Origin of the sequence: Idiomarina fontislapidosi (assembly GCF_003226255.1) — a bacterium.
Classification (GTDB): Bacteria; Pseudomonadota; Gammaproteobacteria; order Enterobacterales; family Alteromonadaceae; genus Idiomarina; species Idiomarina fontislapidosi.
Genome location: NZ_QJST01000015.1, coordinates 1 through 26,551, shown reverse-complemented (window position 1 = coordinate 26,551; position 26,551 = coordinate 1). Strand labels below are relative to the sequence as shown.

Annotated in this window: 28 protein-coding genes; 10 read left to right on the top strand and 18 right to left on the bottom strand. The window is 46.4% G+C overall.

The genetic code is table 11. The features are described from left to right. Nucleotides 1-93 precede the first annotated feature (93 nt). From DFP83_RS12205 to DFP83_RS12140, 14 genes are all read right to left on the bottom strand, one after another. Nucleotides 94-510, bottom strand: coding sequence for a F0F1 ATP synthase subunit epsilon (locus tag DFP83_RS12205; RefSeq protein ID WP_110576140.1), 417 nt, complete (start codon nucleotides 508-510; stop codon nucleotides 94-96). A 17-nt stretch (nucleotides 511-527) separates the two neighbouring features. After that, nucleotides 528-1,913, bottom strand: coding sequence for a F0F1 ATP synthase subunit beta (gene atpD, locus DFP83_RS12200; RefSeq protein ID WP_110576138.1), 1,386 nt, complete (start codon nucleotides 1,911-1,913; stop codon nucleotides 528-530). A 41-nt stretch (nucleotides 1,914-1,954) separates the two neighbouring features. Beyond that, complete coding sequence (gene atpG / locus DFP83_RS12195; RefSeq protein ID WP_110576136.1) at nucleotides 1,955-2,821, bottom strand: F0F1 ATP synthase subunit gamma; 867 nt, start codon at nucleotides 2,819-2,821, stop codon at nucleotides 1,955-1,957. A 55-nt stretch (nucleotides 2,822-2,876) separates the two neighbouring features. Continuing rightward, entirely contained in the window at nucleotides 2,877-4,418 is a 1,542-nt protein-coding gene (gene atpA / locus DFP83_RS12190; protein ID WP_110576134.1) for a F0F1 ATP synthase subunit alpha, read from the bottom strand. A gap of 14 nt (nucleotides 4,419-4,432) precedes the next feature. Further along, the gene (gene atpH, locus DFP83_RS12185) at nucleotides 4,433-4,966 is read right to left on the bottom strand and encodes a F0F1 ATP synthase subunit delta (RefSeq protein ID WP_110576132.1); all 534 of its coding nucleotides are present in this window, start codon (nucleotides 4,964-4,966) and stop codon (nucleotides 4,433-4,435) included. A gap of 17 nt (nucleotides 4,967-4,983) precedes the next feature. Beyond that, a complete protein-coding gene (gene atpF / locus DFP83_RS12180; RefSeq protein WP_071462822.1) occupies nucleotides 4,984-5,454 on the bottom strand; it encodes a F0F1 ATP synthase subunit B in 471 nt (156 codons plus the stop codon). Between the two features lie 37 nt (nucleotides 5,455-5,491). Further along, entirely contained in the window at nucleotides 5,492-5,749 is a 258-nt protein-coding gene (gene atpE, locus DFP83_RS12175) for a F0F1 ATP synthase subunit C (RefSeq protein ID WP_006954753.1), read from the bottom strand. A gap of 54 nt (nucleotides 5,750-5,803) precedes the next feature. Next, a complete protein-coding gene (atpB, locus tag DFP83_RS12170; RefSeq protein ID WP_110576130.1) occupies nucleotides 5,804-6,601 on the bottom strand; it encodes a F0F1 ATP synthase subunit A in 798 nt (265 codons plus the stop codon). A 12-nt stretch (nucleotides 6,602-6,613) separates the two neighbouring features. Then, a complete protein-coding gene (locus DFP83_RS12165) occupies nucleotides 6,614-7,000 on the bottom strand; it encodes an ATP synthase subunit I (RefSeq protein WP_110576128.1) in 387 nt (128 codons plus the stop codon). Between the two features lie 161 nt (nucleotides 7,001-7,161). Beyond that, nucleotides 7,162-8,058, bottom strand: coding sequence for a ParB/RepB/Spo0J family partition protein (locus tag DFP83_RS12160; RefSeq protein WP_110576126.1), 897 nt, complete (start codon nucleotides 8,056-8,058; stop codon nucleotides 7,162-7,164). A gap of 33 nt (nucleotides 8,059-8,091) precedes the next feature. Then, on the bottom strand, nucleotides 8,092-8,889 hold the full coding sequence (locus DFP83_RS12155; RefSeq protein ID WP_110576124.1) for a ParA family protein: 798 nt from the start codon (nucleotides 8,887-8,889) through the stop codon (nucleotides 8,092-8,094). A 20-nt stretch (nucleotides 8,890-8,909) separates the two neighbouring features. Next, nucleotides 8,910-9,557 (bottom strand): 16S rRNA (guanine(527)-N(7))-methyltransferase RsmG, encoded by a 648-nt coding sequence (gene rsmG, locus DFP83_RS12150; RefSeq protein WP_181416418.1) that lies wholly within the window; start codon nucleotides 9,555-9,557, stop codon nucleotides 8,910-8,912. 3 nt (nucleotides 9,558-9,560) lie between these two features. Then, nucleotides 9,561-11,456, bottom strand: coding sequence for a tRNA uridine-5-carboxymethylaminomethyl(34) synthesis enzyme MnmG (gene mnmG, locus DFP83_RS12145; RefSeq protein WP_110576122.1), 1,896 nt, complete (start codon nucleotides 11,454-11,456; stop codon nucleotides 9,561-9,563). A 454-nt stretch (nucleotides 11,457-11,910) separates the two neighbouring features. Continuing rightward, nucleotides 11,911-12,372 carry a flavodoxin domain-containing protein gene (locus DFP83_RS12140; RefSeq protein ID WP_110576210.1) on the bottom strand — a complete coding sequence of 154 codons (462 nt, stop codon included), beginning with the start codon at nucleotides 12,370-12,372 and terminating at the stop codon, nucleotides 11,911-11,913. Between the two features lie 56 nt (nucleotides 12,373-12,428). On the opposite strand from DFP83_RS12140, the gene DFP83_RS12135 reads away from it, so the two are divergent. Then, a complete protein-coding gene (locus DFP83_RS12135; RefSeq protein ID WP_110576120.1) occupies nucleotides 12,429-12,917 on the top strand; it encodes a protein tyrosine phosphatase family protein in 489 nt (162 codons plus the stop codon). On the opposite strand, the gene gloA is transcribed toward DFP83_RS12135, so the two are convergent. After that, entirely contained in the window at nucleotides 12,897-13,448 is a 552-nt protein-coding gene (gene gloA / locus DFP83_RS12130) for a lactoylglutathione lyase (protein ID WP_110576119.1), read from the bottom strand. The two genes, DFP83_RS12135 and gloA, sit on opposite strands and share 21 nt — an antisense overlap. A 20-nt stretch (nucleotides 13,449-13,468) precedes the next feature. Between gloA and DFP83_RS12125 the strand changes: the two genes are divergently transcribed. Further along, the gene (locus tag DFP83_RS12125) at nucleotides 13,469-13,774 is read left to right on the top strand and encodes a GIY-YIG nuclease family protein (RefSeq protein ID WP_110576117.1); all 306 of its coding nucleotides are present in this window, start codon (nucleotides 13,469-13,471) and stop codon (nucleotides 13,772-13,774) included. Here DFP83_RS12125 and DFP83_RS12120 read toward each other — a convergent pair. From DFP83_RS12120 to DFP83_RS12110, 3 genes are all read right to left on the bottom strand, one after another. Beyond that, complete coding sequence (locus DFP83_RS12120) at nucleotides 13,764-14,090, bottom strand: putative signal transducing protein (RefSeq protein ID WP_110576115.1); 327 nt, start codon at nucleotides 14,088-14,090, stop codon at nucleotides 13,764-13,766. The two genes, DFP83_RS12125 and DFP83_RS12120, sit on opposite strands and share 11 nt — an antisense overlap. Next, nucleotides 14,056-15,768, bottom strand: coding sequence for an FUSC family protein (locus DFP83_RS12115; protein ID WP_181416417.1), 1,713 nt, complete (start codon nucleotides 15,766-15,768; stop codon nucleotides 14,056-14,058). Before DFP83_RS12115 ends, DFP83_RS12120 begins: the two co-directional genes overlap by 35 nt. Before the next feature lie 277 nt (nucleotides 15,769-16,045). Next, on the bottom strand, nucleotides 16,046-19,369 hold the full coding sequence (locus DFP83_RS12110) for a VPA1262 family protein (protein WP_110576113.1): 3,324 nt from the start codon (nucleotides 19,367-19,369) through the stop codon (nucleotides 16,046-16,048). A gap of 253 nt (nucleotides 19,370-19,622) precedes the next feature. On the opposite strand from DFP83_RS12110, the gene DFP83_RS12105 reads away from it, so the two are divergent. The 8 genes from DFP83_RS12105 to DFP83_RS12075 all read left to right on the top strand — a co-directional run bounded on the left by DFP83_RS12105 (nucleotide 19,623) and on the right by DFP83_RS12075 (nucleotide 26,367). After that, nucleotides 19,623-20,471: a hypothetical protein gene (locus tag DFP83_RS12105; RefSeq protein WP_110576111.1), complete on the top strand. Its 849-nt coding sequence runs from the start codon at nucleotides 19,623-19,625 to the stop codon at nucleotides 20,469-20,471. Further along, entirely contained in the window at nucleotides 20,464-20,877 is a 414-nt protein-coding gene (locus DFP83_RS12100) for a hypothetical protein (RefSeq protein WP_110576110.1), read from the top strand. The genes DFP83_RS12105 and DFP83_RS12100 overlap by 8 nt, the downstream gene beginning before the upstream one ends. Before the next feature lie 187 nt (nucleotides 20,878-21,064). Further along, complete coding sequence (locus DFP83_RS12095) at nucleotides 21,065-21,337, top strand: hypothetical protein (RefSeq protein WP_244912978.1); 273 nt, start codon at nucleotides 21,065-21,067, stop codon at nucleotides 21,335-21,337. A 120-nt stretch (nucleotides 21,338-21,457) separates the two neighbouring features. Beyond that, complete coding sequence (locus DFP83_RS12090; protein WP_110576106.1) at nucleotides 21,458-22,087, top strand: recombinase family protein; 630 nt, start codon at nucleotides 21,458-21,460, stop codon at nucleotides 22,085-22,087. 41 nt (nucleotides 22,088-22,128) lie between these two features. Next, entirely contained in the window at nucleotides 22,129-22,284 is a 156-nt protein-coding gene (locus tag DFP83_RS13570; RefSeq protein WP_008929699.1) for a hypothetical protein, read from the top strand. A gap of 108 nt (nucleotides 22,285-22,392) precedes the next feature. Next, nucleotides 22,393-22,965 (top strand): conjugative transfer protein MobI(A/C), encoded by a 573-nt coding sequence (mobI, locus tag DFP83_RS12085; RefSeq protein WP_110576104.1) that lies wholly within the window; start codon nucleotides 22,393-22,395, stop codon nucleotides 22,963-22,965. A gap of 174 nt (nucleotides 22,966-23,139) precedes the next feature. Next, on the top strand, nucleotides 23,140-24,066 hold the full coding sequence (locus DFP83_RS12080; RefSeq protein WP_110576102.1) for a WYL domain-containing transcriptional regulator: 927 nt from the start codon (nucleotides 23,140-23,142) through the stop codon (nucleotides 24,064-24,066). Nucleotides 24,067-24,093: 27 nt separating this feature from the next. Continuing rightward, on the top strand, nucleotides 24,094-26,367 hold the full coding sequence (locus tag DFP83_RS12075) for a type I restriction-modification system subunit M (protein WP_110576100.1): 2,274 nt from the start codon (nucleotides 24,094-24,096) through the stop codon (nucleotides 26,365-26,367). The last annotated feature ends 184 nt before the right edge of the window (nucleotides 26,368-26,551 follow it).

Below are 26,551 nucleotides of genomic sequence, written 5' to 3'. Positions count from 1 at the left end.
TTATTCATTTGTTGAGATTTACCCATATTCTACATACAAAAAAGGCCTTGTTGTACCGACAACAAGGCCTTTTAAACGCTTTTTTGCTAATTTTTAACGTCTGAGCTTACGAATAACCTCAAGCTGCGCCATTGCACGTGATAATTCCGCAATTGCTTCAGCATACGTCATGTCTGAACCGGAATCTGCAATGGCCTCTTCCGCACGCTTACGTGCCGCTTCCGCTTCTTGCTCGTCCAATTCATCACCACGTACTGCAACATCAGCAAGTACAATCACCTGACCTGGCTGCACTTCAAGAACACCACCGGCAACATACAGCAGTTCTTCTTGACCTTCCTCACTCACAAATCGAACCATACCTGGCTTGATTTTGGTCAGTAAAGGTGCGTGACCTGGGTAAATACCCAATTCACCTTCGCTACCCGACACCTGGACCGTTTGCACAACGCCGGTAAATAACCGACGTTCTGCGCTAACGACTTCCAGATTTAACGTTTGTGTCGCCATTTAAACCTCCCAGTTGGTTACAGGTTTTTGGCTTTTTCAATCGCTTCTTCGATGGTACCTACCATGTAGAAAGCTTGCTCTGGAAGATCATCGTACTCACCTTCAAGGATGCCCTTGAAGCCAGCGATTGTATCTTTGAGCGAAACGTACTTACCAGGCGCACCAGTAAATACTTCAGCTACGAAGAACGGCTGTGATAAGAAACGTTGAATCTTACGTGCTCGAGCAACGGTACGCTTGTCTTCTTCAGACAATTCATCCATACCCAAGATAGCAATGATGTCTTTCAACTCTTTATAACGTTGAAGAACTTCCTGAACGCCCATCGCTGTGTTGTAGTGCTCGTCACCAATAACCAATGGATCAAGCTGACGCGAGGTTGAATCCAACGGGTCAACCGCAGGATAAATACCTAGTGACGCGATATCACGGTTAAGTACGACCGTTGCATCCAAGTGAGCAAAGGTAGTTGCTGGTGATGGATCCGTTAAGTCATCCGCAGGAACATAAACGGCCTGAACCGAGGTAATTGAACCTGTCTTGGTTGATGTAATACGTTCCTGAAGTACACCCATCTCTTCAGCCAATGTAGGCTGGTAACCTACCGCTGATGGCATACGACCCAACAATGCAGATACCTCAGTACCGGCTAGGGTGTAACGATAGATGTTATCAACGAAGAACAATACGTCGCGACCTTCATCACGGAACTTCTCAGCGATGGTCAAACCAGTCAAAGCAACACGTAGACGGTTACCTGGTGGCTCGTTCATCTGACCGTATACCAATGATACTTTGTCGAGAACGTTTGAATCGTTCATTTCGTGATAGAAGTCGTTACCCTCACGAGTACGCTCACCAACACCTGCGAATACTGAGTAGCCGCTGTGCTCGATAGCGATGTTACGGATAAGCTCCATCATGTTTACGGTTTTACCAACACCCGCACCACCGAACAAACCAACTTTACCACCTTTCGCGAAAGGACAGATCAAGTCGATGACTTTGATACCGGTCTCAAGCAAATCGCTGGTGTTTGATTGTTCTTCGTACGTAGGTGCTGCACGGTGAATAGACATACGCTCTTCTTCACCGATAGGGCCCGCTTCATCGATAGGCTGACCTAATACGTTCATAATACGGCCCAGAGTTTTCTTACCCACTGGAACCATGATCGGCTCACCGGTGTTCTCAGCGATGATGCCGCGACGCAAACCGTCGGTAGTACCCATTGCGATGGCACGAACAATACCACCACCTAGTTGCTGTTGAACTTCTAGCACTAGGCCTTCAAGGTTACCTTCGGTCACTTTCAATGCGTCGTATACTTTTGGCACTGCGTCTTGTGGAAACTCAAAGTCCACAACGGCGCCGATAATCTGTACGACTTTACCTTGACTCATGACTATTCCTCTAACTCTTCAATTCTTTTACCGTTGCCGCGTTATACCGCTTCGGCGCCGGAGACGATTTCCGAAATTTCTTGCGTAATCGCTGCCTGACGAGCTTTGTTGTACTGCAGCTGAAGTTTATCAATAAGGTCTTCAGCATTGTCAGTTGCAGCTTTCATCGCAATCATACGAGCAGCTTGCTCACTGGCGAAGTTATCTACAACACCCTGATACACCTGGGTCTCAACATATCGACGGATAAGCGTGTCGAGAATGCTTTCAGGGTTTGGCTCGTACAAGTAGTCCCAGCTACCCGTTTGGACATTTTCGTCCTTTCCTGCTTGCGGCAATGGCAGCAACTGGTGAATGGTCGGCTCTTGTGTCATGGTGTTAACAAACTTGTTGTACACCACGTACAAGCGGTCGATCTTACCTTCTTCAAAAGCGTCCAACATAATTTGAACTGAACCGGTAATCTCCTTAAGTTCTGGCTTGTCACCTAACCCCGATACTTGGGCTTGTAACTTACCGCCAAAACGTTTGAAGAAACCTGTTGCTTTACTTCCGATAGCAGCAAAATCGGCCTCAACGCCTTGCTCTTTCCACTCATTTGCGTGTTTTGCTACGGCTTTAAACTCGTTCGAGTTAAGGCCACCACATAAACCGCGGTCGGTAGAAATCACAATGTAGCCCACACGTTTCACTTCGCGTTCTTCCATAAATGGATGACGGTACTCGATGTTTCCGCGTGCGACATGACCAATCACTTTGCGAATGGTGTCCGCATAAGGACGACTTTCGTCCATGCGTTCCTGCGCCTTTTTCATTTTAGACGCAGCCACCATTTCCATAGCGCTAGTGATCTTCTGAGTATTGCCGATACTCGAGATCTGTGTCTTTATCTCTTTACCGCTGGCCATGATGATTCTCCTTTAACTCAACGACAAATGGCCGCTTGTTAGCGGCCACCGCCAATTACCATGATTGCGTTTGCTTGAATTTCTCAAGTGCCGCTTTCAATTGGCTATCGATGTCGTCGTTATAGTTTCCGGTTTTATCAATTTCAGCCATCAGCTCAGAGAACTCGCTCGCCATGAATGATTGTAGAGACTCTTCAAAATCCATGATTTTGTCGATAGCCACATCTTTCAGGAAGCCTTTCTCAACGGCGTAAATTGATACAGCCATTTGAGCAACGCTCATTGGCTTATATTGCTTTTGCTTCATCAACTCGGTAACGCGCTGACCATGCTCAAGTTGAGCACGAGTAGACTCATCAAGGTCAGATGCGAACTGAGCGAATGCCGCCAATTCACGATACTGCGCCAAGGCAAGACGGATACCGCCACCTAGTTTCTTGATGATTTTAGTCTGTGCAGCACCACCGACACGAGAAACTGAGATACCCGCGTTAACCGCTGGGCGAATACCTGAGTTAAACAGGTCAGTTTCAAGGAAGATCTGACCGTCAGTGATTGAAATCACGTTAGTCGGTACGAACGCAGATACGTCACCCGCTTGTGTTTCAATGATAGGTAACGCAGTCAAAGAACCGGTCTTACCTTTCACTTCACCGTTAGTGTGCTTTTCTACGTAGTCAGCGTTAACACGAGCAGCACGCTCAAGTAGACGCGAGTGTAGATAGAAAACATCACCAGGGAATGCTTCACGACCTGGTGGACGGCGAAGAAGCAATGAGATTTGACGGTAAGCAACTGCTTGCTTAGACAAGTCATCATAGATAATAAGCGCGTCTTCACCGCGGTCACGGAAGAACTCGCCCATAGTACAGCCAGAATATGCTGACAAATACTGAAGCGCTGCTGATTCAGAAGCAGAAGCTGCTACAACAATGGTGTTTTCCATTGCGCCGTGCTCTTCTAACTTACGAACAACTGCAGAGATAGTTGAGTTTTTCTGACCGATTGCGACGTAAACACACTTAATACCAGAGTTTTTCTGGTTGATGATTGCGTCAACTGCCAGTGCTGTTTTACCAGTCTGACGGTCACCGATGATCAACTCACGCTGACCACGGCCGACTGGAATCATCGAGTCAATTGATTTGTAGCCGGTTTGTACTGGCTCATCAACTGATTGACGATCGATAACACCCGGTGCAATCTTTTCAACAGGCTCGTAACCTTCAGCTTCGATAGGACCTTTACCGTCGATAGGTTGACCTAGCGTGTTAACTACACGACCAAGCAACTTGTTACCAACAGGTACTTCGAGGATACGACCCGTAGATTTAACTTTTACACCCTCTTGCAAGTCAGCATAAGGGCCCATTACAACCGCACCAACAGAGTCACGCTCAAGGTTCAATGCGATAGCGTAGCGGTTTCCAGGAAGCTCAATCATCTCACCTTGCAAGCAGTCTGCAAGGCCGTGAACGCGAATGATACCGTCTTGTACAGACATGATGGTACCTTCGTTACGCGCTTCGCTGGTGACTTCGAACTTCTCAATACGCTCTTTGATTAGTTCTGCGATTTCATTTGAATTCAGTTGCATGCTCAAGTCCCCAATTAGGATTGCAGTGCATAGGCAAGACGTTCTAGCTTGCCACGCAGAGAACCGTCAATAACGGTATCGCCTGCTTGAATGGTTAATCCGCCAATCATTGACGCATCTACACTGCAGTTCAGCTTAATTTTGCGTTGCAAACGTGCTTCGAGTGCCTTAGAAAGCTCAGTTTTCTGAGCATCCGACATTTCGACCGCGCCAGTTACATCTACGACAATTTCCTTCTCGTAATCTGCACGGAGCACGTTAAATTGTTCCAACACCGCTGGAAGGGCAGTTAAACGTTCGTTTTCTGCCATCACCTTAATAAGATTCTGTGCTTGTTCGGTTAATGCGTCACCGCATACTCCGATAAACACTTCACTCGTGCGACCAACGGTAGCAGAGCTGCTCAAAAAGCTCGCCATACGGTCATCTTTTGCCACTGAAGCGGCGAAAGACAACATCTCGGCCCACTTATCGAGCGCTCCTTGTTGCAAAGCAAAATCAAAAGCTGCTTTTGCGTAGGGGCGAGCGACAGTAGTCAGTTCTGACATAAGCTCAAACCCCTTGATTAAAGTTCAGCGACCAGTTTTTCAACGATGTCGCGATGAGCGTTCTCATCAATTTCACGCTCAATAATTTTCTGAGCACCAGTAACCGCCAGTACAGCGACTTGCTTACGCAACTCTTCACGAGCGCGATGGCGTTCAGCTTCGACTTCTTCATGACCAGACGCGACGATTTTCTCGCGCTCTTCGTGTCCACGCTGAGTCTCGTCTTCGACGATTTTAGCGCCACGCTTTTTAGCCTGTTCAATGATTTCAGCCGCTTGCTGTTTAGCCTCTTTAAGCTGTTCAGCGATGTCTTCCTGGGCTTTCTCTAAATCTTTTTGAGCACGTTCACCAGCATTGAGACCATCAGCAATTTTCTTCTGACGCTCTTCAATTGCGTTGATGATCGGTGGCCACACGAACTTCATGCAGAACCACACGAACACGGCGAACGCGATCGATTGTCCAATTATAGTAGCGTTGATATCCACAACGGACCTCCTTTATTTGGTGACCGTCGAATCGCGCTTAGCCTGCTACCTGAGTTAAGAACGGGTTTGCGAATGTGAATAGCAAAGCAACCGCAACACCGATCATAGCGATAGCATCGATAAGACCTGCAACGATGAACATTTTAACTTGTAATTGAGGCGCTAGTTCAGGTTGACGAGCTGCCGCTTCCAAGAATTTGCCACCCAACATACCGAAGCCAAGCGCTGTACCCAACGCAGCAAGACCGATCATGATTGATACAGCGATAGCGGTAAAAGCAACTACAGTTTCCATTGATATCTCCAATTTTCAGTAGATTAAAGTTAAAAAATAAAAGTAAAACAAAACTTAGTGTTCAGATGATGCCATGCTTAGGTAAACAATGGTCAACATCATGAAAATAAACGCTTGTAACACGATAACGAGGATGTGGAATACCGCCCAGGCAAAATGCGCTGGTAACTGGAATAATCCAATCATCGCAATAAGAATAAAGATCAATTCACCCGCGTAGAGGTTACCGAACAAACGCAATGCCAATGAAGCAGGCTTCGCAAGTAAGGTAATGCTCTCAAGCACAAAGTTCACCGGCACAAGTGCCCAATGATTAAATGGCGTGAACGTCATTTCTTTGGCAAAGCCTTTGATGCCTTTGTATTTGATCGAGTAAATAATGATCAAAGCAAACACACTTAAGCTTAACGCGAACGTAGTATTCAGGTCGGTCGTAGGAACGACTTTGAAATACACGTCATGCGGATCATTAACGAAACCTAGCCAGTAGCCCGTGTACATTGCCGCAGTTGGCAGCCAGTCCACAGGTACTAAGTCCATCAAGTTCATCAGGAATATCCAGACGAAGATGGTCAAAGCTAAAGGTGCAATGAGTTTATCTTTGCCGTGAAATGACTCTTTGACGCTGTTGTCGACAAACTCGACAACCATTTCGACAAAGCATTGCCATTTACCAGGTACCCCCGCAGAGGATTTTTTGGCTACTCTGCGGAAACTCCACAGAAATAGCACACCTAGTAACACGGACCAGAAGATAGTATCGACATTTACCGCCCAGAATCCTTCACCAACCGTCCAGTTTTGAAGGTGGTGTTGAATATACTGAGTCGGAGTTTGCTCTCCACTTACCATGTTGTTTCCCAGTTACGTTGATTTTAAAAACAAAATCGGTGCAATCCACTGTGCAACTACGGCTAAAATAAAGCCTACAAGTAACCACAATGCATTAGAATCTGTAAGCAGTAAAACTAAACTTAACATTACTGCTGTAAGTATCAGCTTAACGCCTTCACCAACAAAGAAGCTCTTGACCACTTGTTGATTTGCTCTTGCGCCCGCATATCTAAACGCAATCCAGCCAAACAGAGCATTGGGTATGATTGCCGATAAACTACCCATAAAAGCTGCTGTTGCAGCATCTGTTTGACCAACTAAAAAGGCTACAATGGCTGTGCCTAACGACACAACTAACTGACTCAAAACCGTTTTTCGTGCGAGTTTTTTTCCTGCCAAAGCAAGGGGCTGAGTCACTATTGAACCTTTTATCAAAATTTGGTTGTTGACCTATTTTTAAACAGGCGCAATTAAACTCGCGCTAGTATAAAGATCTGCCTGCTAAATGCAAACAAATTTGGCTACAGCCTTTGAGTTTAATGCTACTTAACATACCCGTTACAAATGTGACAACAGGCCTATTTTATGTGCGCTAATATGCCATCTAACTCGTCTAAGTTAGTGTAATTGATGACGACCTTACCCTTGCCCTTTCTTCCATGATTGATCGATACCTTAGCGCCAAGACGTTCTGAGAGCGACGTCTCCAAACGCTCAATATCGGCATCCGGTTTGGGTTTGTCTTGTTGTTTGGGAGGCTCGATAGTTTTACGCACAAGTTTTTCCGCTTCACGCACAGTCATATCTTTTGCTGCGATATGCTGAGCCACAGTGGCTTGTTGCTCGCCTTCGAGCGCTAGTAATAGTTTCGCATGACCTAATTCAATGTCACCGCGTTCAAGTAATAACTTAACACTAGATTCCAAATTATTGAGGCGGAGTAAATTCGTCACTGTGGTACGTGACTTACCAACAGCTTGAGCAACGTCTTGATGCGTCATATTGAATTCATCAAGCAGTCGTTGCAGCGCTGTCGCTTCTTCCATGGCATTGAGATCTTCACGTTGAATGTTCTCAATCAGTGCGATCGCTACAGCTGCCTCATCGGGCACGTCTTTGACTAAACATGGAACACGCTCCAGTTTTGCCAACTGAGCGGCGCGCCAACGGCGTTCACCTGCGATAATCTCGTACTCATCTTCAGCCACAATACGTACGACAATTGGCTGAATAATGCCTTGTGCTTTGACAGAGGCAGCGAGATCTTCAAGTGCCTCAGGGGACATATCTTTGCGGGGTTGGTAACGCCCAGGTTTTAGCTGCTCAATAGGTAACTTTTGCAGTTCGCCCTTAACCAACGCATTAGTATCATCCTCAACTTGCGTTTGATGACCATCTTGGCGTTGTTGACTCGCCGAATTGCTCGTCAATAAAGCGTCTAATCCTCGACCTAAACCACGTTTCTTCGGCGACATACGTTTATTTCCCCAACCCTTACTAATCGTTTTTTATGAATTGACTGCTTGTTCTTCTTTATCGCGTTTTTCGGCGCGTCGGATAATCTCACCTGCTAACGACAAGTACGCTTTGGCGCCGGTCGATGATTTATCATAATACATAGCAGGCGCACCAAACGAAGGCGCTTCAGCCAAGCGTACGTTACGTGGAATCACCGTACGATAGACCTTTTCACCAAAGTGTTGTTTCAACTGCTCTGATACATCATTGGCAAGACGATTGCGCGGATCATACATGGTACGCAGAATGCCTTCGATTGTCAGGCTCGGATTAACGACTTCGGCAAGCTGTCTAATCGTATCCATCAAAGCAGTCAATCCCTCGAGTGCATAATACTCGCACTGCATCGGTACCAAAATAGAGTCAGCTGCAGCCATTGCATTCACTGTCAGCATGTTTAATGAAGGAGGGCAGTCGATGAAAATAAAGTCATAATCATCCTGCACACTTTTCAACGCATTACGAAGCCGTACTTCGCGCGCAAAAAACTCCATTAACTTAATCTCGGCTGCCGTCACGTCTGAATTCGCAGCGATCAAGTGGTACTTACCATTGGTATCGGTGACAACAACGTCTTTAACTGGCTTTTCGTCCACCAGTAGCTCGTAAACGGTGTTATCGACATCATATTTATCGACACCGCTACCCATCGTCGCATTACCCTGAGGATCGAGGTCAATCAGCAACACTTTGCGCTTGGTTGCCGCCATTGATGCGGCCAAGTTCACTGCGGTGGTGGTTTTGCCTACGCCGCCTTTTTGATTAGCTATCGCAATAGTTGTAGCCACGGGTGCATCACCTCTTATTATTAATGGGCGTTAATTGGACGGATAATAACCATGTGTCGCTCGCCTTCCAAACCAGGCACCGATAATCGATGCACGTCGTCAATACCAAACTGTGGATCAAGATCGGTGATCTCTTGCTCAGGATACGTGCCTTTTAGCGCGTAAAAACAACCTGAAGGCTTTGGTAAATGATGACACCATGCAAGCATATCATTAAGCGACGCAAAGGCTCTACTTAACACACCGTCAAAATCGTGTAAGCGTGTTTGATACGCCTCAACACGGCTTTGCACAGCTGTTACATTGGTAATATTGAGCTCGTGGCATACTTGTCGAATAAAACGAATGCGTTTGCCCAAGCTATCCAACAGCACAAACTCACAGTTTGGCATACAAATCGCTAATGGCAAGCCAGGCAACCCTGGACCTGTGCCAACATCAATAAACTGTTCGCCCTTTAAGTGGGGCATGACAACCAAACTATCGACGATGTGTTTCGCGAGCATTTCATTCGGGTCACGAACTGATGTGAGATTATACGCCTTGTTCCATTTGTCGAGCAATTCAACCAATTTGACGAGTTTAACCACTTGCTCGTCCGAAATTGATGCACGAACCGAACCATCAGTCCGTGCCAATAAATACTCTAGTTTTTCTTTCAAACTCATCCCTTAAGCGCTTTTTCTGAGTAGGCCTTGTTTTTTAAGGTGCACAAGTAGCATTGATATCGCTGCAGGCGTGATACCAGAAATACGCGCAGCCTTACCCACGGTTTCTGGCTGATGCTGATTAAGCTTAGCAATCACTTCGTTGGATAATCCTTTGATACTGCTGTAATCAAACTGATTAGGTAAACGAGTATTCTCATGACGCTGTTGCTTGGCAATTTCATCTTGCTGACGCGAGATATATCCTGCGTACTTTGTTTGGATCTCAACTTGTTCCGCAGCGGCTAAATCCGTTAACCCAGGTTCAAAGAACGAGGTTTTTACCAACTGCTGGTAGTTTACCTCTGGACGACGTAACAGCTCTTCACCACTGACTTCTTTAGTGATCGGGCTTTTAACGAACGCGTTAATACTTTCAATTTCTGGGTGATCTTTATGGACCCAGGTACTGCGCAGACGTTGCTTTTCTTGCTCGATCGCTTCCATCTTCAGGTTGAATACCTGCCAACGTTGATCATCAACCAGACCCAACTCCCGGCCTTTTTCGGTTAGACGGATGTCAGCATTATCCTCGCGTAATAGTAAGCGATATTCAGCACGAGAGGTAAACATACGATACGGTTCTTGCGTGCCTAAGGTTGATAGATCGTCAATTAACACGCCCATGTACGCCTGATCACGGCGTGGAGACCAAGTTTCCTTATCTTGCGCTAAACGTGCTGCATTAAGACCCGCGATTAGGCCTTGAGCGCCGGCTTCTTCATAGCCTGTCGTGCCATTTATTTGACCAGCGAAGAATAGACCATTAATCACTTTGGTTTCTAGCGACTGTTTGAGATCGCGAGGATCAAAATAGTCATACTCGATCGCATAACCTGGACGGGTAATCACCGCGTTCTCAAAACCACGAATTGATTGCACTAACTGTTGCTGCACATCAAAAGGTAAGCTTGTTGAAATACCATTTGGATACACTTCAAACGTGTTTAACCCCTCAGGCTCAACAAAAATCTGATGCGAAGCTTTGTCGGCAAAACGCACAATTTTATCTTCAATCGATGGGCAATAGCGTGGACCAACACCTTCAATCTCACCAGAGTACATCGGTGAGCGATCTAATCCTGAGCGAATAACATCATGCGTCTGTTCATTGGTGTGAGTGATATAACACGGAATTTGTTGAGGGTGATCCGCACGCGTTCCCAAGTATGAAAAAACAGGTGTTGGGTTGTCGCCAGGTTGTTCTTGCATCACAGAAAAATCAATTGAATGACTCGCGATACGTGGCGGTGTACCAGTTTTCAACCGATCCACACGCAATGGTAAAGCGCGCAAGCGTTGTGACAATGCGTTTGCGGGCGGATCGCCTGCTCGTCCGCCTTGATAATTATCAAGACCGATATGAATTCGTCCGCCTAAAAATGTACCTACTGTGAGCACTACAGAGCGGGCATGAAACTTAAGGCCCATCTGAGTGACTACACCGGTCACCTGATCGTTTTCAACGATCAGATCGTCACAACCCTGTTGAAACAAAGTTAGATTGGGCTGTGTTTCTAGCGCGTAACGAATGGCTTGTTTATATAATTGACGATCAGCTTGAGCCCTTGTTGCACGTACTGCAGGGCCTTTTGATGAGTTTAATGTTCTGAACTGTATCCCTGCTTTATCGGCGGCTTTAGCCATGATTCCACCGAGTGCATCGATCTCTTTGACCAAATGCCCTTTACCGATACCACCGATCGCTGGATTACAAGACATTTGTCCTAGCGTATCAATGTTATGTGTCAGCAATAAAGTACGCGATCCCATACGAGCTGCGGCTAACGCTGCTTCGGTACCTGCGTGTCCACCACCAACGACAATGACGTCATAGGTTTGGGCGTTATTTTTCAACATTCAGAACAACCTCGATGAAAGGAGATAAAAATAAAACTGATCACCATCAGTGAACCGCGTATTTTAACGCGTTTTGCTCGCGATCGAAACGGTTATTTTTTATTCAGACTGTAAAGCTTTGCTCGATCAATAAAGATCAGTAAAGGATCTTTATTTAGATCTTTATTATTGTTTCTTTTAGGATCGCGATTTCTGTGAATAGATCGCTGTACCCCTTATTTTACCTGCTTTAAACGCAGATCAAAACATGTGAAAAAGATCCTTTGAACTGCGATCATAGATCGTGGATAACTAGGGTGTTTATACACAGGTCGAGTTATCCCCACAGTTATACCCAATTCAATGACAGCGCTTATGGACGCTTATCCTTACTTTGATCACAAGTAAAAAAAATTGTGAATATAACTGTGGATACGATCATCAGATCAGCGTGCAAGGTCCTTTAAACTCGCGATCACTGTTGTGGGTATGATCGCAGTTTATCGATCGATTGAGCTATCCACTGAGATGCCTTTTCTTCTGGATCATCTTCCATCATGTCGATCTCTAAACGTTCGAATAGCCGCGATGCGCGCAAATTTGTCAGTTGATCATCACAGTGACGCCCTGCTGCGCAAAAGGTGTCATAGCAAGATTCACCGATTGCACAGACTGCGTATTTTAGGTCAGGAAGCTGCGGCGCATCCGCTTGCGCAATTACGTCGTAGAAGTCCAACATTGAATCGGCATAGTCGCCTGCACCGTGAGTTGCGAGAAAGATCAGCCAAATTCCTGAAGTGGGTAGACTGTCGAATGTTGGCTCGTAATGCATCTCGGTATTGAAATCATGACTCTCTAAAATGGCTTGTACATGATCGGCTAAAGCCTCGGTATTGCCTGAGGTTGTGCCTACCAATAAATGTATCGTATTCGTCATTGTTAAATGCTTAAATAGTTGCAACAGATACCCCTATTGTACAGGAGTGAAAAACCATGCGTGCAATTTATCTAATGGCATGTGTTCTTATAAGTATTCCTTTATTTACGGTCGCTAAAGGCATCGATACTGCTAAACAGGTCGAACAAAACCTTTGGGTGATGGGAATGCCACAACAAGCCGATATTAAGAGCTTTGCCGAGCAGGGGGGTGATATTGTCATCAGTTTGCTGTCGGTTTCTGAACAATCACAAACTGCTGAAACAGCCTGGGTAACAGAGCAAGGGATGGCGTTTTACCATGTCGCTATTGCAGGTTCGGAGGGTTTGACCTTGGCTAAGGTGCGACTACTCGATAAAGTGTTACTTGAGCATCGAAATAAGCGCGTACTGGTTCACTGTGCATCGGGTAACCGGGTGGGTGCGTTGTTTGCCTTGCGTGCAGTTTGGCTCGATGGAAAAGATAAGGATACGGCGCTAGAAATAGGGCGTGAGCGAGGATTAACCTCGCTCGAGCAAACGGTATCAGAGATGATCACGCAATAAATCGGGTTGGCGATTTGGGGTAAAGATCTCGATCCAATAGCCATCGGGATCTTTTATAAATGCTATCCCTTTCATATTGCCATCGTTTGGTTTTTTCTGGAACTCAACGCCGAGTTCTTCAAAGCGTTCGCAAGCGGCATCAATATCAGGTACGGCAAAGCCAATGTGCCCAAAGCCTTTAGGCTCTTGGTTGCCATTGTGATATGACACGTCGTCATCATCCTCGTCACCCCAGTTATGCGTGAGTTCTAGCATCGCTGGACGGCCGAACGTTTGGACAATGCGTTCATCATGATCGGTAGACCAATGGCTGCGCTCCTCGGGTGAAATCGAAGCCATGAAATAGAGTGTGAACTTCATCTCGGGAAAGTCCAGTCGCTTGATAAGCGTCATGCCGAGCACTTCGGAGTAAAATTTCAAAGTGCGCTCGGGATCTTTGATCCGAAACATTGTCTGATTGAAAACAAATTTATGGGTGGCGGGATCGTGGTGTTCAGATAACCCTTTAGCCTGGTCAAAATGACGACTCATGGAATGCTCCTAAGACAACAATGTGTGAACTAATAGAAATTGGGAACAAGACATTAAATTTCAAGCCAGAGCCTGAAGCTTGTTGGTATGTATACATCGTTGAATGTGATGATCGATCACTCTACACCGGCGTTACGACCAGTATCGAGCGACGTGTGCGGCAACATAATGGCGAAATAAGAGGTGGCGCGCGTTATACGCAAAGTCGTCGGCCGGTCTCGTTGAGTTGGAGCCAAGGTCCATTTTCTAAAAGTCGAGCTTGTCAGCTTGAGGCGAAATTAAAGCAGTTGTCGCGTGCACAAAAGCGACAACTGATTAGTCTGTAGTGGGCCGTTCTTGTTGGCACTGCCAACATTCCTCAAATGACGCGGGATTAAGCTCCCCACAAGCACTACAACACCATTCGGCATTGTTGGCGCTATTCTGCTCGTATACGGTGAGAATTTGCTTTGCTGCGTCGGTCGATTGCGGCAACACATAAATAGCCGTTTCAATGGCATCGGCAGGCAGTTCGCCAACGCCGCCTGCACTGGGGTTATTCGGTATGTGGACCTTAATACCCTCAGCGCGTAACAATCCCCCGAGTAATTCTGCCTCAATAGGGCTACTAGCGCGGTAAATTTTTATCCATTGATCGCTCATGAGACACCATGATTTGTTGATAACGGTGTAGCCAATTTATCACGCTTTGATAAGACGCGTGAGTTTTGTCGGCGATTTGTATGAGTTTGAACAATCGATGGTAGAACCGGGCCCGATATCGACGTTGCCGAGAAGCGGATAACGGGGCACGGCTATGGGCATCAAGCTCATCCGCGATAGCTATGCTGAGTGCATGTTCGCGACGGGCTAAGTTGGTTGGATACAGTAATTTATAGCCGAGCATCGCGATGATCGGAGCGAGTACAACGGCGAGCGCGATACTGAACGAATTGAATAGATCAAAGCTATAAGGCACCACAGGTTGCATAAGCAACAGGAATACCAAGACAAAATCCATACTGCCATTAATGGTGCGGTGGTGGGAAAGTGGCAGGGCGGCGATAAACATAATGGGTATAAGAGATGCGACCATTGCGCCTGTTGTATTTAGGTAAGGCCATACGGCAGCGTGCATAATTACGGACAGTAGGGCACCCGCACACTGGCCAACGAAGACGGTTTTCATCGTTTTAGCAGGATTATCCGTAGTCGAGAAGAGCGTGAGCATGATACTGGCGCCCAACAGTAAGAATGCCACTTGGAACCACTCGGTGTACCACCAGAGTAGACTAATTAAGCCCATAATGACGATGGTCCGGATACTCGCCTCACGAGCGCCTATCCAGTCTCGATGCAATAAGGATAACGAGCGTCGAGTCGACGATGCCGCGCGTCCAGAATCACGGAATGAGAGGCGCTCATCGCAGGCATCAACAAACTCATTAAATGCAACCCGTAACTGCGACTGTTCAATGCCGATAGCGGCTTCTTTTAAGGCATTTAGAATGTCGGTACGGCGCGCGTTTTGGCGGAGTAAATTTGCCGCATCAAGTAAGTGCTCACTTACCTCTTGATTCCTTTCAATTGGCTGAAAATAGACATGGGCTAGCCACTCTAGTTGACTATTGATGACTTTTCTAACGAGTCTAGCGGATTCGTGTGCAGCGGGTGAACCTGTGCCATGCTCGAGTAGTTGTGCTTCAATTTGCGCCAGTTTTGATAGCCGGTCATCAAAATTTAACAGCGTTTTGTCTTGCTTACTAATTGATTGTGCAACATTTTCTAAAGAAATGATGGTTTCACGACGCATTTGGTTAATAAGACTTTGCTCGGCGCGTTTGTAGGTAAATAACCATCCGACGATCAATGCCATCATGACGCCAACAAAGACGGTCAATAAACGGTCGATTCCCAGTGGCAAAAGCGCGTCAGGACTGCGCGTCAGCAAGGCAACCATGGATGCAGAATAGCCTGCTAGAATGGTGCCGTAGGACACTAATCCATGAATTAAATTGCCGATATAAACGCACAGTGCGACCCAAAGAGTAAGACCTATTGCAACAGGAAGGATTTGGTGATCAGCGGAAACGACTAAGATAATGCCAAATAGTGTGCCAATCAAAGTGCCTAACGCACGATAGGCGCCCTTTTCTAACAGAAGCCCTCTCGTTGGCTGGGATACCGCCCAAACAGTCATAGCGGACCATTGAGGATGTTCTAACCCCAACGCCCAGGCAATGATCAATGATAAACAGGCAGCCAACGCAGTTCGCAGACCGAACCGGAAGCGAATATAGTCAAAGCCCAGGTTAGCGAGCGGCTGCCTCAAACGTTGCATGGGATCTATTTACCAATACAGAATGTTTATTATTCTTTAAAAACAGTAACTTGCAAATTTTACGGAGCACTCTCGGAGTGCTGGAATGTGCGAAAAAAGTGTAAATATTTGCAAGTTTCCGTAGATCCGAATGCCGGTGCCCGATCAATGAACCGGGAAAAGTGGGAAACTGGGAACATAAAGTATCTCCTGTTCGATTATTCTGCATCTGTCAATATCCACTCCTAATTGAGTGGTATGACCGACTGCCAAGTTGTTCGCCCCTATGACAGTAGAGTTACTCCGACTTCGAAATAAGATCTTCAGCTTGGGATAGAAATAAGGCGAGCTCTCTGTCTTTTCCTACCCCCTCTGATTCCCATTCTTCCATAGGTCTTAACATAGCAAGGTCGTATGCGTCTCCTGACAAGTTATCTAATTCTACATTAGCTTGCTTCAGTTCGGTTAAATAGTATTGGCACCACCTAGTGAATGCCAATATCCACATTGAGACTACCAAAGCATCGTTCCAGCAAGACCAGTTGGAAGTACTTGCCAGAGGTTGTTGTAAAACTCTTTTCTGCTTATTTAAGATGGGTCGAATCATACCAATTACTTTTCTTTGTTGCTCAGGCGTACTATGAGCGAAGATAAATGCACAAGTATTTGTCATCTGCCCTTCCCGTGAAAGTTGGAACAGTCTTGAATTCCTGCTTTCAGCTGGGCCTATCAATGAAACGATTTCCTCGATCCAGATTTTGCAAGCATCATCCGTATCAGCTTGCTCACTTTGAAGTAGAGGTAAAACTAGATCCCGAAACAACCACGGTTCTGTCCATGGTAATTGGCGCATATGGCCTCTCATCGAATCGATTACGTGCCTCAAATCACTTTCAGATAGCTGTTCTGGTAGTTCGTTTTTGAGTGCGACTAATAATTTCTCGTATTGATCACGTTTTCTTTCATCATTTGCCGATCTGTTAACCAACCAACCTAAATATCTTACCTTTTCCGTGCGGTCAAATCTTGAAAGCAAGCCCAGCTCTGATGTGACGTCTTTAGTTTGATGAATCATCTGCTCTAGAGCATATAAGCCCATCCATCGAATTAAACCGTTACAACTATTCAATAAAGTGCATGTGCGGGAATAGTTTGGTAGCAGCTCTATGGATAGGGAGATCTCGCTAACAATTTGGCTTAACAATGACAGCCTAATTATGTCAGCATGATCCGGCTCTTTCGGAATTTTAGGCGATTCTTCAGCAACCAGTTCTAACAATGATTTTGGGTCATATGACCAAAGCAGTTTTATTGCAAAATATTCTGGCCAAGTAAGTGCTGTATATTTAGTCATATGACACATATGATGAAGCTGGTAAGAGCTACACAGCAGCTTTTCAATTGGTCTTTGAAATAGGAGAGGTTCTAAGACAGTTATATCAGTATCCAGATCTTTATGGGTGCGCTGTATCGATTTAGTAAGGTACCCCATGAGATTCTCTAAGAACGAGGTTTCACTTAATATTTCTTGAAAATCTGTATCACCAGCTCTAGAGTTTGCCAAAAATTCACCAACCACTTCCCATTGATCCATGAAATCTTCAGAGCTGACCTTTTTCTTTACCCAGGCTAAGAACCCCTGAGGATCGATCAAGTTAAGTGAGTCCCCTTCTAATAGCTCAAGAGATATCAACTTGTCTTTCAGTGGTGCACCGTATAATCCTATTAATGAAGGCTCGTTAGCCCATATTGATAGGACGACGCCTGCTAATTCATTATTCAGTATCTTTAGTGGCTCGTATCTTACAGTTTTCCTAGGAGCATCGGAAGAAACATAGAGTTCGCTTAATCCAGGGTTATTTTCTTCAGAATCAGATTTTTTTGCCTCTAATTCTTTCAAAAGACTGCTTTTATATTTTTCGACCTCTAATAAAGTATCAGATGGTATCGGCGTAATAAGTAAGGGATAGTTCTCTGCCACCTTCTGCAAGGAGTTAGACAAATTAAATCCAGCTATTGGTAGGCCGTCGCTCCCTATAATCAGAATATATCGGTCATGGAGTTTACCATCTTTTAAGCCAATGATTCTGAGGTTTATTTTTGAGAGAGTTCGTTTGTTGTTTTCACAAGCAGTAACTAGATCATCTACTCTGTTACGATTAGTAGGATTTTCTTCGTCGCCTTTTTGCTTTGGTAGTGAAGTAAACACTATGTAATTACATTTAGGCGCAGCATATAAAGAAAGCAACGATAATCCAGCTGAATCAAAATACGGATCGAAGATTATAATTTGACTGTCATTATATTTTGAAAAAAGAGCTTTGAACCATTCGACAAACTGTAAACGGCCTTCACCATCGCTTGGTCCATAACGTTCGAAAAACCTTGCATCGGATTTTTTTGGGTGCAGCTTGTTGAAAATAGGGCTTATTTCGCGGTTTATAGCAATCCAAGGGTCGGCTTCTCGGCCGCCAACTTGGCTAGCAAACCCATGATTTCCTATGTTTTTAGTTAGTACTGCTTTCACGCGGCCTGATTGCTTTTCTTTTACCGTGTTCTCTAACCAATCAAGTTTAACGGAGCTTGAATTACCACCGGCCACATTAGCTTTAAAGTTAATTTCTCGAATATATCCGGTACGCCACCTGCAACATAATATATTTTCTTCGTTATCTTCGGCATTAAAACCATAGATTTCTAGTTCAGTAGAGTCAGCGATGGATCTAATTGTTTTATCAATATCGAATTCGCGCATATACATACGGTTGTCGTACTTTTCCGCATTTGCAATTCTTGAGTATATAATTTGGCCGCTGTTAAAGATCTTAATGTTGAATATAAAGCCAGAGTAATTAGGAAGATTTTTGGAGTCGAATTTAACGCTTAACTTTCGTCTTTTATCGCCCCAAACAACTTCAAGTAAATTTTTCTCTTTTTCATCTAAAGTCGGGAAGACAAGGAATTCGATATCACCAAACCGCACTTTATCGTTCTGTTCAAAGTTCAAGCCAGTGTCAAAGTTTAGATGTTCGACAATAAACTTTATTAGGTCGGATCGATAATTATGATCTGCTTGGAAGATAGATAATTTATCTACTTGAGTGATCGATGCGCTCATGGCACCCGCTGCTCCATGGGGGCTAGTAGTCGAGTGAAGTTCGAACGCATCCTTGTTGATAAGATATGTTACGGGTTTATAAACTAAATTTTTTGGATCTAAAAATATTGTGCCGAATTTCTCATCAAACTTATTGCTTCGCTCAAGACCTAAAGTATCGCTGATCGTGGAAATCTTAACTCCATTACAAAGCATTTCCAGAAAATCACTTAACAAATTGCTATCGATGTACAGATTGAGTCGGGTGATTTTCGCTCTGCAATGTTCAAGAGTCGAAAATTTGTCGTTATTGCTGAAAGACCAAGAGTTATTAGAATGTGAGTATGGTACTACACGACCATAGATAATCCGGTTTTTAGTTGTTTCTGTGGAATGAATTTGAAGAATCCAAAGCTGTACTGCGCATGGTCGAGAGTCATCATGGAATAAACGAGCCAGTCTAGGGTCGCCTATTAGGTCTTTTAATGTTGTGCTGACCTTATTATCGTTAAATCCTTTGTTCATTATTGCCTCGATTTATGCTTTTGTATCAACTTTGTAAATTGGTACGTCCCTCGCCGTTACCATCTATCATTTTATAGTGTTTTACAACGGCATGAGTTTCAACGTGACGGCAGTGTACCTGCCGATTTATATGTTTGAGCTCAAGGAACTTTGTTCTGTTAGTACAAACTATTGATTTAAAAGGATTATTTTTAGTTTTCCTCTTGCATATTCTTAACCTCATGAGAATATTTAATAAAAGCAGGAGGACATAATGAAAAGATTAGCACCCTTAACTACAGCAATATTGGCCGCTGCCCTGGCTGGCTGCGCGGCCACCCCACGAGCTTACAATCAGGAAGAGTCTCGGGCTTTAAACCTGGCGAGAGCCGGTGGCATCTACGATATGGACTTGCGTGATTCTGGGGATGGCTCTCGCTCCTACAGTAAAGGCATGTTGGTGCCATTACTGGATCTCGCCAGCCTGGCGACTTCATTCGATGCACCGCTTCGACATCTCTCGGGTAGCCAAACGTTTCTGTTCAACGCTACTGACATCATGATGACACCGGATAATCCGTCGGCGAGACCAAGCCTGATGGGATGGATGCCTGCGTCGATGGCCACTTCGGAGGCTCAGGCATATGAGCAGTATGTGGATCTGGTGGATCAGGCCATCCGATTAGCTGCCAATGATATGGCGTTGAGCGCCACCAAACTCAGTAACGTGGAGGCGCCTGAGATTGATGGCCATCCACTGATGCTCTGGTCCATTGAAAGCACTGAGCCTGGATGCGGTGCAGGTCAATGTGTGGTTGCTTACAACATCAAAACGCCGAATCGCTGGAAGTCTCCGGCCTACGTGGAAGGTGCTGAGCCCGAAAGCTACAACATCGCGGCTAATCATCCAGAGAATTATTCTCGCCTCGTTTTCCGGCAATCAGGTGAACAACTCAGCTTCCCTGTGGATGAGTTCTATCGCACGGTCAGTGGTGCCTTACCATCCTGGATGTTGATGTATTTTCCTCCCGGCACCGTCATCCAGGATAGCGAACCGCTGCCGTACCCTGTGCTTTACGAGCAGGGCCAGCGACTGATGTTCAAGGAGCCAGATCATGAGTGACTGGCATGATGAACTTGAGTTCGCTCTGTTGCCGCTTGAAGACGCCAAAATCGATAGCGACTGCATGACCTTTGTGATCAGCAATGCCCTGAGCGAGCAAGGCATCTTCCATCAATGTCGTATCGGATACGCAGAGGACCGGCTGAGCCGAATAGCCACCGCTCCCCATTGCTGGATCGAACTCGAACAGGGCTGGTGTATTGATCTGCGGCTCAGGCATTGGCTGGGCGATGAGGACGACCTCCCTCACGGTGTATTCCAGCCATCCAGCTACCCCAGAGTTCGATACCAAGGCAGTGCGTGGCTGGTTCCACGCCTGGACGCGGGAGATTTGAAGGCGATGACGAACGATGTCTACGACAAAGTGAAACTGCCATGGCTGGCCGGGCGAGCCAGAGCGGCCTGACGCCGGTCAAAACTTGCATTTTCTCAGGTTCTGATAGCTTCGAAGTAAAGAGCTATCGGGGACTGAAACCATGGTGAGGGTAACAAAAATAGTAGCAGTGGGGCTCGCCGGGATCGGCGTTGTGGAGCTCGCCTTAAGGGGTACCGATGCAGCGCTTTACGCATGGTATCTATTGTTCGTGCTCTGGGTGGTCCTACTGCTCATTCGCTTCGCAATGGCCGCAGTCGATGCTTACAAGACGGTTTTTACCAAGGGACCCGATGGGCAAATGACGTTTCCTGAATTCGAGAAAAAGATGGCGTCGTTTAGTCGAGGTGGTGGTAGGGAAGAAAACGGTCCAAGCAGCACGACAACCTCCGGCACCGGGAGTCAAGAAGACGCAGGCGATCTGTTCGATGACTTCAGAGTCAATCCGATCCTCCGAGAGGATGATCCGTTCGGGGAGTTTTTCGAGTCTTGAGGTGGTTCCTTTTGGGTACACATCAGGGGAACCAACTATTCAGGCCGCTCAACATGAAAAGGAACCATTTAAAACAGACCGGCCAAACGGAACCACTTATAACAGACCGAGGAGGCATTAATGTTTATACGCGCCTATCTGAGAGCATCTACCCAGGAACAAAATGCCGAGCGGGCCAAAGCATCGCTAATCCAGTTTGCCGAGCAACACGGTCATCGCATTGCTGCCTTTTATACCGAGAACGTCTCCGGTGCCACATTGCATCGCCCCGAACTGATGCGACTGATTGCCGAATCTGGTGAAGGTGACATTGTGCTGGTAGAACAGATAGACCGGCTTGCACGCCTTAAACAGCAGGACTGGGATACGCTCAAACAGAAGCTGGCCGCCAAGCGATTGGCGATTGTCTCGCCCGAGTTACCAACGAGTTGGCTCGCACTGGACAAGAAAGACAACACCGGCTTTACCGACTCTATCTTGCAGGCGGTCAACAGCATGATGCTCGACATGTTGGCAGCGGTAGCTCGCAAAGATTACGAGGATAGGCGTCGACGGCAGAACCAGGGGATTAACAAGGCCCGCAGCGACGGTAAGTATCAGGGGCGCCAACCCGATCTGAAGAGGCGGCAACACATCGCCAGTTTACTTCGTACCGGCCATAGCTATAGCGAAATCCAGGACATCCTGGGTTGTTCGCGCCATCTGATTGCCTCTGTCGCAAGGGAACAAAGGCAGTCACATGCAGCATAGGCTGCTATTTGCACTCAAAGAACGAAAACAGGAGAACTCACATGATCGATATGTCCGTCACACTTATTGCTTTCCTCGGCTTTGTCGCCGTTATCTTGGCGATCTGCGGCATCACATACCTGAATGCTGACAAGCTGGAAGCATTTCTCAACAGGAAGTTTAAAGCACGCCGCCAGGTCGATAAAAATTCCAGATAATCTGGGGTAAACGGCTACTTTTGCCCAAATTGGCAAATTGCAGACCCGTGGGTTTGTCTCTGCGGCCAGTAGCATTTCTCTTGAACATCAACCAACAGGAGAATGCTAATGAGCAAACCCAAAACCATTCAGGAAATCACTGATAAGTGGCATGAGGTGGCGCGCGCCGGGGAGTTTGACCATCACCAGGGGCGCCGAATGGCGCTTGATCAATGCAGACAGTATCTACAATCGCTATCCAAAAGCCTGGATATGGAGCGAGCACGCCTACGCTATCTCGCTCAGCGGCTGTCGGACCATTTCTGGGCGCATAATGAGGCTCATCGAACCAAGGAAACGAGAGGCTACCCTGGCCATCACGGCTGCCGGGTGAGAATGCTGCACGGTAGCTTGGAAATGCATTGGTATTACAACACCTTTATAAGAGTGAAAAACGGTAAGGGGCATGCGGTTTTCAGTGAACACATCCGCCGAGCCCTGAAGCACCGGTACTCAAAACCCGCATTTAACCGCGCTCACGACTGGGAAAGGCCCATCATTGAGGAGACCGAAGCCGGTTTTGAGATAGTGCGTATCATGAATGCAAACCTCACTCACATGCGCCGTCTCGTCAGGACAAACCTGAAGCAGTTGGACAGTTTGGAGGCGCACTTCGATGGCCTTCAGCCCCCGGAATCCTAAAAAAAACCATTCAGGCCCGTCCCCTTCCGGCGGGCTTTATGCACCCATTTTTCCATCTGGAAAGGAGCCAAAACTTTCACATGTGAAAGTTCTATAGGACAAATCAAAATGATTGCATGATATAGATTTGTGTAATAAGGTGGCTAACCATATTTAGTCAAAAAAGGTGCGAACGTGCCGGGAAACGCCGCCTTAAAGCTCGAAAATCACTCACACGCCCAGCGCGAGCGCTTGGCGTTCATTGATTTTTGCCTGCAATACCACGGCTCAGTGGGCCGAAGTGAGCTAATGGCGCACTTCGGCACCGCAGTCGCCTCCAGCACCCGGGACTTCACTCTCTACCGTGAGCTAGCCCACGAGAACCTGATCCTCCGTCACGAAAACAAGCGCTACTACCGTACCGACAACTATCAGCCTCTGTTCCACCATGAGCCCCATGCCGCCTTGAAAACTCTGGCTTATGGCTTTGGCGACGGGCTATCGGTGACTCCTGGCCAGTCAGGTTTCTGTGAGGATGCACCAGATCTGATCGCGCCACCACAGGATGTGCTGGCGACAGTGAGCCGGGCCATCAGCCAACAACAGGCTGTGCGGATGACCTACCTGTCCCTCAGTTCAGGCGCTAACGAGCGTGTGGTTGTGCCGCACAGCATCGTCAACAACGGCCAGCGTTGGCACATGCGCGGCTACTGCCGGAAACGAGGTGCATTCCGAGATTTTGTCTGCAATCGCATCACCAGCGTGATTATCGACAAAGCGGATATCGCAGAGCATGAGCATCAAACGTCGGATGCCGAATGGAATGAGCAACTGACCTTAGAGCTCATCCCGCACCCGTGTCACAGCCACCCGGAGGCTATTGCGCTGGATTTTAATATGTCCCGGCGGAACAACCAGCCTGTCCGACAGCTCAGCATCCGTGCCGCTCGTGCTGGCTACCTGCTACGCCATTGGAACGTGGACTGTAGCCCCAATCATCGGTTGCCAGAGCAGGAATATCACCTGTGGCTGCGTAACCACAACATTCTTGAACACTGCGCTAACGCTGTCCTGGCACCTGGCTATGCCGGCACCGGTGACGAGGCAGCGCCAAGTAGTTAACAACAGATATTAAATAGCGAGAACAGCATGCAACAAAACCATCATCAAAACCTTGTCGGCTTCATCTGGAACATCGCTAACAAGCTGCGAGGCCCGTATCGGCCACCCCAGTACCGGCGGGTAATGCTACCAATGATCGTTTTGCGTCGGTTTGACCTGGTATTGGCGGAAAACCAGAAAAAGGTACTGGCTGAGAAGGAGCGCCTGGAAGCCCGCGGCATAACCGGCCCTGCACTGGAAAAAGCGCTTTCGCGCATTGCCACCAGTGGCCGCAAACAGGAACTATTCAATACCAGCGGCTTCACCTTCGATAAGCTGCTGGCTGATCCGCCCAACATTGCAGGCAACATGATTGCCTACATCCAGGGTTTTTCACCCCGCGCTCGGGACATATTCGATAAGTTCGATTTCGAGGCGGAAATCGCCAAGCTGGATGAGGCCAACCGCCTTTTCCTGATTCTCAAAGAGTTCTGTAGCAACGAAATTGACCTCTCACCCAAGACCCTCAGCAACCTACAGATGGGCTATCTGTTTGAAGAGCTGGTCAGAAAGTTCAATGAACAGGCCAATGAAGAGGCTGGGGACCATTTTACTCCCCGCGAAGTCATCCGGTTGATGGTGCAGTTGTTGTTTACCGATGAGGAAGGCATCTTCGCGCCGGGCATTTACCGGAGTATCTACGACCCCACAGCCGGTACCGGTGGCATGCTCTCGGAAGCTGAAAAGTACATTTGCGGTGACGGTACCCATGAAGGATTGAACCCCGATGCCCACATCGAGCTGTTCGGCCAGGAGTACAATCCTGAATCCTACGCCATTTGTTGCTCAGACCTCCTGATCAAAGACGAACCCATCGACAACCTCATCTATGGGGACACGCTGGGCGTGAAAGACGCCAAGAACAAAAACAACGGCTTCGTACCTCACGATGGCCACCAGGAGAAGAAATTCCACTACATGCTTTCTAACCCGCCTTTTGGGGTTGAATGGAAGCCGGAAGAAGATTTCGTCCGTGAGGAGTACTCCGCACAAGGGTTTTCAGGCCGTTTTGGAGCTGGGTTACCAAGTATTGATGATGGCTCGCTTCTATTCCTCCAACACATGATTTCCAAGATGCATCAGCCTCCGAAAATATTAGACGGAAAAAATATAGGCGGAGATGGCTCTAAAATTGCTGTTGTATTTAATGGTTCCCCTTTGTTTAGTGGCGACGCAAGTTCTCCTACATCAAAGGCTAGAGAATCAAATATAAGACGTTGGATTATAGAAAATGATCTATTGGATGCGATTATTGCGTTGCCAGATCAGATGTTCTATAACACTGATATTTATACTTATATTTGGATTGTAAGCAACAAAAAGCCTTCACATAGACGCGGTCAAGTCCAACTCATTGACGGGTCTCGACACTATCAAAAAATGGAAAAAAGCCTAGGTAAAAAGCGTAATGAATTGTCAGAATCGCATATTGCTGAGTTAGTGCGGATGTATGCGTCATACGAAAATGAGGCAAAATCTACAGTGCCAATACATAAGAAAGGTTATTCAAAACCAATCGGTACTGAGGAACGTATATGCAGCAAAATTTTTAATAATAGGGATTTCGGTTATTTAAAAATAACTGTTGAACGCCCGTTGCGCCTAAATTTCCAAGCAAGCCCAGAGCGTATAGCACGTTTAGAAAATCAGGCTTCTTTTAACAATCTAGCTACCAGTAAAAAGCGCAAGAATATAGATGTTTATAAATCCGAAGTTGAGGAAGGTTTACGTAAACAAACTGCTATAAAGTCTGCGTTGAGCAGCCTAGATAGTCACATAATTTATCGGAATCGTGATGAATTTGAGTCGGTGTTCGTTGCTCAGCTCGAAAAGTACGGGATTAAACCGCTTGCTCCGATTAAAAAGGCTATCTTGGCTGCTCTTTCTGAGCGAGATTCGAAAGCTGACATCTGCTTTGATAAGAAAGGTAATCGGGAGCCTGACGTAGAATTACGGGACTACGAAAAAGTCTGCTTACCTAATGATATTGATCTTCCTTTACCATTGAAACTAGATAATGAAACTGGTCACGATGCTTTGATAGCACTAGTGAAAGATCATTGTGAAGCTTATCTTGCGAAAGAAATATTACCGCATGTGCCTGACGCTTGGATTGATCACAGTAAAACCAGAGTTGGATACGAGATACCATTAACTCGTCATTTCTATGTTTATGAGCCACCGCGTCCGTTAGAAGAAATTTCCAGCGAAATTAGTCAGTTGGAAAAAGAGATCGTCGCTATGTTGTCCGAGGTGGTGTAATGAAGAAATACTCGCCATATGCTGACTATAAAAAAACAAAGTCACCATGGATTAATTCTATTCCTACTCATTGGGAATTTAAAAGAGTTACCTAGATTCAACTAATAACTGCAACACTCGCTCTTAGCGTGTTGCAATTGCTCTTTAAAAATTATGTCTGGCTGAATAAAGCCCAGTGTTTTCC

Coding starts and splice junctions, on each gene's coding strand:
- DFP83_RS12160 (WP_110576126.1), bottom strand. CDS start 8,058: ATGTCGCCGAAGAAACGTGGTTTAGGTCGAGGATTAGACGCTTTATTG.
- mobI (WP_110576104.1), top strand. CDS start 22,393: ATGAGCAAACCCAAAACCATTCAGGAAATCACTGATAAGTGGCATGAG.
- mnmG (WP_110576122.1), bottom strand. CDS start 11,456: ATGTTGAAAAATAACGCCCAAACCTATGACGTCATTGTCGTTGGTGGT.
- DFP83_RS13570 (WP_008929699.1), top strand. CDS start 22,129: ATGATCGATATGTCCGTCACACTTATTGCTTTCCTCGGCTTTGTCGCC.
- atpE (WP_006954753.1), bottom strand. CDS start 5,749: ATGGAAACTGTAGTTGCTTTTACCGCTATCGCTGTATCAATCATGATC.
- DFP83_RS12135 (WP_110576120.1), top strand. CDS start 12,429: ATGCGTGCAATTTATCTAATGGCATGTGTTCTTATAAGTATTCCTTTA.
- DFP83_RS12140 (WP_110576210.1), bottom strand. CDS start 12,372: ATGACGAATACGATACATTTATTGGTAGGCACAACCTCAGGCAATACC.
- DFP83_RS12110 (WP_110576113.1), bottom strand. CDS start 19,369: ATGAACAAAGGATTTAACGATAATAAGGTCAGCACAACATTAAAAGAC.
- DFP83_RS12125 (WP_110576117.1), top strand. CDS start 13,469: ATGTGTGAACTAATAGAAATTGGGAACAAGACATTAAATTTCAAGCCA.
- atpH (WP_110576132.1), bottom strand. CDS start 4,966: ATGTCAGAACTGACTACTGTCGCTCGCCCCTACGCAAAAGCAGCTTTT.
- DFP83_RS12090 (WP_110576106.1), top strand. CDS start 21,458: ATGTTTATACGCGCCTATCTGAGAGCATCTACCCAGGAACAAAATGCC.
- gloA (WP_110576119.1), bottom strand. CDS start 13,448: ATGAGTCGTCATTTTGACCAGGCTAAAGGGTTATCTGAACACCACGAT.
- DFP83_RS12075 (WP_110576100.1), top strand. CDS start 24,094: ATGCAACAAAACCATCATCAAAACCTTGTCGGCTTCATCTGGAACATC.
- rsmG (WP_181416418.1), bottom strand. CDS start 9,557: ATGAGTTTGAAAGAAAAACTAGAGTATTTATTGGCACGGACTGATGGT.
- atpD (WP_110576138.1), bottom strand. CDS start 1,913: ATGAGTCAAGGTAAAGTCGTACAGATTATCGGCGCCGTTGTGGACTTT.
- atpG (WP_110576136.1), bottom strand. CDS start 2,821: ATGGCCAGCGGTAAAGAGATAAAGACACAGATCTCGAGTATCGGCAAT.
- DFP83_RS12105 (WP_110576111.1), top strand. CDS start 19,623: ATGAAAAGATTAGCACCCTTAACTACAGCAATATTGGCCGCTGCCCTG.
- DFP83_RS12120 (WP_110576115.1), bottom strand. CDS start 14,090: ATGAGCGATCAATGGATAAAAATTTACCGCGCTAGTAGCCCTATTGAG.
- DFP83_RS12115 (WP_181416417.1), bottom strand. CDS start 15,768: ATGCAACGTTTGAGGCAGCCGCTCGCTAACCTGGGCTTTGACTATATT.
- atpA (WP_110576134.1), bottom strand. CDS start 4,418: ATGCAACTGAATTCAAATGAAATCGCAGAACTAATCAAAGAGCGTATT.
- atpB (WP_110576130.1), bottom strand. CDS start 6,601: ATGGTAAGTGGAGAGCAAACTCCGACTCAGTATATTCAACACCACCTT.
- DFP83_RS12205 (WP_110576140.1), bottom strand. CDS start 510: ATGGCGACACAAACGTTAAATCTGGAAGTCGTTAGCGCAGAACGTCGG.
- DFP83_RS12100 (WP_110576110.1), top strand. CDS start 20,464: ATGAGTGACTGGCATGATGAACTTGAGTTCGCTCTGTTGCCGCTTGAA.